This is a genomic window from Prevotella sp. LCP21S3_D2 (assembly GCF_052118345.1).
Classification (GTDB): Bacteria; Bacteroidota; Bacteroidia; order Bacteroidales; family Bacteroidaceae; genus Prevotella.
The window spans coordinates 22,348-30,082 of sequence record NZ_JBQKHJ010000034.1; the positions used below are offsets into that span (position 1 = coordinate 22,348).

General features: G+C 39.0%; 6 protein-coding genes. All 6 read right to left on the bottom strand.

Translation table 11 applies throughout. From position 1 onward, the window contains the following. Window positions 1–293: 293 nt before the first annotated feature. Window positions 294–1,763 (bottom strand): type II toxin-antitoxin system HipA family toxin, encoded by a 1,470-nt coding sequence (locus ACTQ16_RS14915; protein WP_441938142.1) that lies wholly within the window; start codon window positions 1,761–1,763, stop codon window positions 294–296. 20 nt (window positions 1,764–1,783) lie between these two features. Then, window positions 1,784–2,092 (bottom strand): helix-turn-helix domain-containing protein, encoded by a 309-nt coding sequence (locus ACTQ16_RS14920; protein WP_441938144.1) that lies wholly within the window; start codon window positions 2,090–2,092, stop codon window positions 1,784–1,786. A 383-nt stretch (window positions 2,093–2,475) separates the two neighbouring features. Then, window positions 2,476–2,820, bottom strand: coding sequence for a single-stranded DNA-binding protein (locus ACTQ16_RS14925; protein ID WP_441938145.1), 345 nt, complete (start codon window positions 2,818–2,820; stop codon window positions 2,476–2,478). Window positions 2,821–3,656: 836 nt separating this feature from the next. Further along, window positions 3,657–4,145 (bottom strand): hypothetical protein, encoded by a 489-nt coding sequence (locus ACTQ16_RS14930; RefSeq protein ID WP_441932134.1) that lies wholly within the window; start codon window positions 4,143–4,145, stop codon window positions 3,657–3,659. Window positions 4,146–4,189: 44 nt separating this feature from the next. After that, on the bottom strand, window positions 4,190–4,528 hold the full coding sequence (locus ACTQ16_RS14935; protein WP_441932132.1) for a hypothetical protein: 339 nt from the start codon (window positions 4,526–4,528) through the stop codon (window positions 4,190–4,192). A gap of 131 nt (window positions 4,529–4,659) precedes the next feature. After that, entirely contained in the window at window positions 4,660–4,815 is a 156-nt protein-coding gene (locus tag ACTQ16_RS14940; protein ID WP_441932131.1) for a hypothetical protein, read from the bottom strand. Window positions 4,816–7,735: the final 2,920 nt, after the last annotated feature.

A 7,735-nucleotide genomic window follows, 5' to 3' on the forward strand; every position in this document is an offset into this window, starting at 1 on the left:
CATCCAGGACTCCGAGACCCATCACCACAAAAACCAGCCACTCCTCCCTCAAGGAAGGCAAGCGAAAGGAGGTGACATCCAAACAAAAGAGACCTGTCACAAGGATGGCAAAGGACTACCACCTTCCAAAAACAAGCCACCTTTCTTCCAAAAAGTGAAGCAAAAGGAAGAGGAGCCAGCATCCTCCAAACACTTCCTGTTTATCTAAGACTCTAACCAGGTAGTCTTGAATAGATGACAAAAAAAAAGAGCGACCCAAAGGCCGCTCTCCTTAATAAATATAATAATGTCTTTTATCCTACAAAGAAGGTTTCAACCAACGAATACAATTGTTCATCAGTTAGATTATCAGTACCAACTCTATCAATCAACGCATATTCTTCTTTCTTTCCGGTAATCACGAACTTGCGCTCTTTCCCGTCCACTTCACACAAAAGATGATAATTGCCTTTGTATGTCTTTTCTACACGTACCTTCTCAAAAAGGGTTTCGCCTATTTTGAATGCAACATTCTTTCTTCGTTCGAGCAATCCCCACTCTGCCAGATGCTGGTTAAGGGTGGTTTCTACAGCACCTATCCAACGCTGGCTAACTTCGCACTCCTCAGCAAAGTGTCTGAATTGGCGGATAGCAGAGGCAACCTCACCAATGATACTTTCAGCCTTCCTGATACCATTTTCCTTGCCGAGAGCCAAAGCATCTTCAAGAGTCTGACCTTGAAGCTTACCCTGCATCATCATACAATGCATCTTCTCAGGAAGAAAGCCACCTGTATTGAAGATATAGGTCATATCGTATGCAGGAGAAAGTTGCCATTTTCCACTTTCATCCATCAGAAAAGAGAAGTTCTTGTTGTGATCATCAGTGTTGTTGGCTAGGATGTTGAATACCATCCTGCGGAAAACTTCCTCCTGGGTACTTTCAGGCAGACGCATCTTTCGACAAACCATCAGCAACTTTTCATAACTGTCGGCATCAGGATATAGAGCCGCCAATGTCTGCATGTGTAATTTACGTTCCTCGTCACGATCAAAACGATGGGTAATGAAATGCTTCTGACCTTCAATCTCAATAATCCTGCAAGGCATCATGCTTATGCCTGCAGCCCTAGCCATCTTGTAATAGGCCATTTCCAGTTCTGCAGAAGAACGTTCCGTATCACCAAACTTCAGAATACAATAATCAAAACCCTTGTGACCAGCTATCTGACCGCTTCTGATTTCTCCGGTCTCCGGATTGATCGCGATGATAGCCTTCGGTTGGCGACCGCCTGCCGAAGTACCTACAGCTATCAACGACTGCATGGTCAGCGATTCACCGGGCAACAGCCTCACATTCTCACGCTCCAAGAATATTCTCTGAGCCAAATCCGTCAAAGTCTTCATATTCAGCTTTTCCGACTTTCTAATGCCGGATGATTCGGGTATAAACTCCAATGCTCCCATACCACGCTTACCAATGAAGGACAAGATTTCAAGCGGAGTTATCTCCTGATTGCGAATGCCATTCTGTATGCGCCAACACTCAAACACCTGATTACCCCAGGCATCAGGTAAAGAATCAGCAAGAAAAGGAGGCAACTTACGGTAAAGCTTCGTTTCCCTGTCACCCATGATGGGACGACGGCTGGCAGGTGACTTGACAGAAGCCACCAGAGGGAACGGATCAAGCCTCCCACCAAGAAAAGCAGGATTGTACTCAAAAAACGAAACCCCTCTCCTTGCATCCCAGGACAAGCGACCGATTTCCTTGTGCCAAAGCATTATTTTTAATGAACTAGCTATCATGACTTCTTATGTCTTATTCGTTGAACTTTCTTTTCTTCCTTCATCAAGTACGCAGATAGCGGTAAATCCGGCATCAGCTCATCAAGGGCATCAATCTGCCCTATCGCTTTCAGCAGCAAAAGAAATGTGCCTAGCGAAACATTGCCGGATGTACCATTCTCAAACTTATGAATGGTCGTGATTGTAATACCCGATTGTTCAGATACCTCTTTCTGCGTCATGTGGCTACGCAGACGGTAATCCTTGAATCTTGCACCAAGAAGTTTTACCAATTCAGGTATAGAATACTCGTAATAATCAACCATAATTCCATATTTTTAAATTATACTATAATATAAGTTATACGCTTTTTTAATCTTTATATTATATTCTGCTTATATTTATAGGTACAAAAATACACATTTATTTTCAGATAATCTCAACTATCATGAAAAATTTCTGTTTTTTGCATACTTTTTAACCTTTCTGTAAGTCAAAAATCCAAAAAGCATACAAAACAAGCCCTAAAACTGACCCATTAAAGGAATGAACAGATTCACATTCCAAATTCCACCCTCGCAAATAGATATGATAAGATGAAGATAGAAGATACAAGATAGGTATAATACCATCCCCCAAGTACCATCAATCCAAGACTACCTAAAAGATAGCCTTGGAAAGATAAACATGGCAGATATGGGAAAGGAGGCTAAGCTGCCTCCTCCTTCTTTTGCTTCTCCACCTCTGAGAGACTGGTGGCGATAAGCTTGATAACATGATGGTCCTTGCCATCCTTCTGATAGGTCTCACTCTTGAAGAAACCCTCCACCTTTACTCGCTTGCCCTTCTTGAGGAGATCGAGGAGTGCCTGGTTATCATTCTTGATCCAGGTCTCGAAGCTCTGGATGGAAGAAGAGGTAATCTCAACACCACCCTTCTTCTCGGTGGTCTTGATGGATACGCCAAAACGAGCGAGGCTGCTCTTCTCAAAGTTTCTAACTTCTGCGTCCTTGCAGATAAAACCTACTACTGTGAAATTGTTACTTGCGTTCATAATCTTAATTTTTAAAACGTTATTACTTAAATTTTACGTGCGAAATAACACCAACAAGGAGAAGGCGAGAAAAGACAAGAGATGGCCCATATTATTTTCAAAGCCAGCCTGGTTGTTTTTGAAATAGGAGCCGCTGCACCCAAAAACAATGAAAAAAATATGGAGACAAGCCCTCCGGGTGTGCCCTTGGCAGTCGCCGCTTGTGGTAAATTTGCAAAGTAAAATCAAGGGATAACGCTTAAGAAAATGAATGAACGCTACTCCAGGAAACAATAAAAGTAGTAGAAAAACAAAAAAGGACGCATTCCAACAACCAAACTTAGAGAACAGCAGCCCTGCCAAATCCCAAAGTATCCATCAACATCACCGAGAAAAGAGAGAATACCCCTAACCTCTTTCACCCAGGACTCCGAGACCCACCACCCACCACAAAAACCAGCCACTCTTCCCTCAAGGAAGGCAAGCGAAAGGAGGTGACAGCCAAACAAAAGAGACCTGTCACAAGGATGGTAAAGGACTACCACCTTCCAAGAACAAGCCACCCTTCTCTCCAAAAGTGAAGCAAAAGGAAGAGGAGAAAGAGGTACCATATCTCTACTGCCATAACACCAGCATCTATCTTTTAAACAGGTAGCCCATCTCCCTAAAGTGCTCTCCCAAATCCCCCATCGCCCAATAGATATAACATCTCAAATGCTGATTGCATCAGCCATCAAACAAGCATCTGCGATACCACTTTATCCGGCATAACTGGATGGTTATGCCGGACGGCTGCTCCCTAAGAAGCAGCCGCGCCGAGGAGAGAAGCCCGAAACAGACCTCTCCCCCACTCTACACTAAAAGGCAAAACCGGCGAACAAATCAAGCTGTAAGTTACCAGACAGACGTTCCTTCAATTTCTTCACCAGCTTCTCTGTCTTCTTGTCCACCTGAAGATACTTAATCAGGCTATTAATAGCCGTATCTTTCGCCTCGTCCTCCGTACGATATAGCTTCGTAAAAATCCCGGGCAAGAAAGACCATCCCCTGGTTCCATGGAAAACGGAAACTCCATATGTCCACAATCCATTGGGATGCTGCATGATACTAAATTCCAAGTTCTCATCAATCTCTACGACTCGAATACGAGGTTTCAAATAGAATAGCACATCAACCCAAAGATACTCGTTAAGCTTCAGTTCTGACGGCGTACGAACATATCCCAACTGCTTGAGCTTCTCATAGTCACGCTTAGCAAACTCAATATGCCGCTCCCTCATATTGGATTTATCAGACGCAAAAAGTTCCTCCAACTCCATCGTCTCATCACTAAATATATTTGCCATATTCTAAAATTTGCGGCAAGGTAGTTAACCTTGCCGTTCCCTTTTTAATCTGTTATTCTGTAATAATACTGCAACTTGTCTCCTTTGAGATTGTCCTCAGCGTAACATGCAGCCATGTGATAATACTTGTTGTAAAGTTCCGCTAACTGCATATTTCTCTCATACCATTGGGCTATCTTATGATTCAGCACCATTACAAGCTCTGTTACATAGACACAATTATCTTTCCACTCAGCAAACGCACGATGAAATGTATCTGTTACGGCATCCACTCCAAAAGCATCAGCTATGGAGAAATCCTGCCAAAATGTGGTGCGTGGCTTGTAACCAGTCTCACTCTCGATGTTCCACTTAGGAACCATGATTTGAATTGTCTCTGTCATGTTCATTTATTTATAGTTCAACATTTAATTTATTCTGGATTTCCTGATTCACTGCCTTTTTAAGACTTTTGTAATCATGCTATCCGAGTTTTTTTTAGTCATTCCGGCATACCCGTCATCACTTAGCCTTTTTATGTGCAGAAAAGATGGAAGGCTAAAGAAGTCAGTAAGCCAAACAATCGGTAGAGAATCTTTTCAGGAATACCACAATCTTGATTGAGGAAGGCTGCTTGAAAAGATTCTTTGCCGATAACGAAGAGGTGTTTGGTATCTGACAGGCCTGCCATACCTTTGCACTATAAAAAGCGAGTGATGAAAGGTTGCAAACTAAGACAAAAAACGAGGTAACGCATGATTTCAAAAAATAATATAGATCTCATTACTCTTATCTTACTGCAAACCTACTACTAGCATCTCTCCTGAGAAGAGCCATCTTCTTAGCCCTATTTAACTAAATCCACATGAAATCCATCTAGCACTTGTTTCTAAAATAGAGAGAATTTTGAATATCGTCTTTCTTCCATTGTATAGTTGACATGCATCTATCTTGTTTGGATACACGCTAGTCAACAGAAGCAGTTCACATCATTATGATAATAGACTCAGTTAAATTTTTAATTATTAGATATTTTGTTTATTAATATATAAATAACTTTGTTTGTTAATATTCAAAGTACTAAAATAATTAATATATTAGATTATTATATCCATACACGCCTACTATTCAAGTATTTAGCCCTCTTACAGTATATCTAATGAAAGGAAAGAATATTAGATTAGAAACAGTTTGTCATGCATTTTAAGTAGGACTTTCATGTTTACCAAAACCCAATCAAAGAAGATTGTTTGCAGCCAAGAGGTCACCACGAGGATACCACATCACACTCAGATCAAGTCCAACGTCCCATATTTAAAGTCATCTTTCGGTCCAAGTAGCCACAAGTAAAAGTCATATGCAATGGATAGAATCGACTATCTTGTCAACAGTCATACCATTCTAACCTGTCTCCTACTTCAACTATTTACAAACTCAGCAAGTACCAGGCTCGACATCTTCACACACTTGAATCTTGTCATGCCAATGAAACGTAAGTTCCCGACAAGGATACTAGCATATCACTTATATAGAGCATAGACAAGCTTCCATAGTCAATCGCATCAGGGTTAGTGGTACATTGATGAGCATTCTTCCAGAGAGACTACTCATAAAACAATAGATGCTCTATCATTGAAGACTATAATTAGACTGTCAATGAAAGAAATATATTAAACAAAGTATTTAAATAACTAATATACTTGTTATTTAAGTATCTAAGCATTTCGATTTTCGGTATGAAGATTACCTAGTATCAAGTTCATATTATAGTGAGCTAGATATTATAGAAAAAGGCAAAGTGATACAGCAATCCCTAATCAACATAGACCGGTTACATCCTCGAAGACATACCATAGTCATGAGTAGGTCATGGAGCTGCAGTCTGTAGCAGACGATCACCCTACCTACCCAAATTGCGATGACGTAATAGACCGCGACTTGAATGCAGCCAGAAGTATTCTTGAAGAAAACTGAAGAAATATATAGGAAGTAGCCATCGATCATACAAATGAAGAAGACGCAAGACTTGCTCGTAAGCATTCCATGATGAAATCGAACTCCTCCTAAAGCCTTTAGCTTGTGAATAGTTCAACATATATAGATGCTTCAAGTATCGATAGTTGTTGATATGAGAACTACGACAAAACTAGCTAAATGCTTTAACATGAGAAAAACTTAGATACAAATAATTGAATATATAAGATATTTAATATATTTATTATTATATTATCTTATATATAAAGTATTTTCATCTTAATATCTAAGAATTAATGAATTACATGATGAACTGGCAGCGTTACCAAGTAAAAATATAAGGGTAATAAAGACTTCAAGAAATGCAGAACCTTACTATATACCAGATAACCAACACCTGCAAAGAAATAGAGAACGCTACCTGGAGGTCTCTGTGACGAACAACATCACATACAGTCCTGCCCCATCGTCTCATATCTAAAAAGATATCTTTCAGGCCACGTGTAGATTCTAACTTAAAAGTGTACCACCCCTAATAATTAAAAAGTATACCACGTAAACACAGGTACCTATCTTAACAAATGGCTAAGGTCTGTTGATCTTGTGAACAGTATCGCCTTACTTACCGATCATCTACCTCAGCCTATTCACAAACCATACTTGTACTAGAGACCTCATGCTTCCCCACTACAATCTTGCCTTAAACATGATACGCAGTTCTAAACGAAATCGAACACCTTAAATCTAAAGTTCGTAGGTAGTTCAACATAATATAGACAACTAGAAGAATCGAACACTGAAGACTAAAGAAACATAGTCAACTTAGTTAAATACATAATCATAAAAAAAAACTAAGATATAAATAATAGAATATATAAGATATTTTATATATTTATTATTTTATTAACTAATATCTAAAGTATTATTTTGCAAAAACACTTAATATTTAAGGGATTAGCTGCAAAACAGAAAATACCATGGTTATAAATATAAGAGTTGAAGCAGTTTAAAGAAACAGTAGAAAGTCTCTACCGTGGACTATAGCACACTCCATATACGTCCAAAGTACACAACATGAGTCATCTTCCTGATCACGTAGTCATGATAACAAGTCTTGCTCAATGGATAGAATCAGGCTGGCTTGCGAACAGGCACTCCATACTATACCACATACTTCAAACACTTGAAAATTCAGAATGTGAAAGGATGCTCATCTCATTATACCCTATCAGCTTGTCATAACGAGTTGTCGTTAGTGGGATACAGAACTTCTCAGAGAACCCAAGAATCAAAAAAGTCGGCTCCTACCCTATTTGAAAACGGCAGAAAAACCATTTCAATACTAGATGTTATATAATACTTAGTATATTTAGTATTAAAGTAACAAGTTCATTTGTATATAAGAAACTTATAATCTAAGTAACATGGCACTTCGTGTATTTAGTAATGAAGTAATAAGATACTTTATATACTAATTATTTAATATTAAAGTAATAAAATACTTTATAAACAAGATACCTATCATTTAAGTTTCTAAGTATCAAGAATACTAAGTAACTTGGCATCTAAGTAACAAGACAATTCGTATATTTAGTAATGAAATAATAAAATACTTTATATACTAATTATCTAATATT

Excerpts from the sequence above, each read along its gene's own strand:
- ACTQ16_RS14915 (WP_441938142.1), bottom strand. The coding sequence starts at position 1,763 with ATGCTTTGGCACAAGGAAATCGGTCGCTTGTCCTGGGATGCAAGGAGA.
- ACTQ16_RS14920 (WP_441938144.1), bottom strand. The coding sequence starts at position 2,092 with ATGGTTGATTATTACGAGTATTCTATACCTGAATTGGTAAAACTTCTT.
- ACTQ16_RS14925 (WP_441938145.1), bottom strand. The coding sequence starts at position 2,820 with ATGAACGCAAGTAACAATTTCACAGTAGTAGGTTTTATCTGCAAGGAC.
- ACTQ16_RS14930 (WP_441932134.1), bottom strand. The coding sequence starts at position 4,145 with ATGGCAAATATATTTAGTGATGAGACGATGGAGTTGGAGGAACTTTTT.
- ACTQ16_RS14935 (WP_441932132.1), bottom strand. The coding sequence starts at position 4,528 with ATGACAGAGACAATTCAAATCATGGTTCCTAAGTGGAACATCGAGAGT.
- ACTQ16_RS14940 (WP_441932131.1), bottom strand. The coding sequence starts at position 4,815 with ATGGCAGGCCTGTCAGATACCAAACACCTCTTCGTTATCGGCAAAGAA.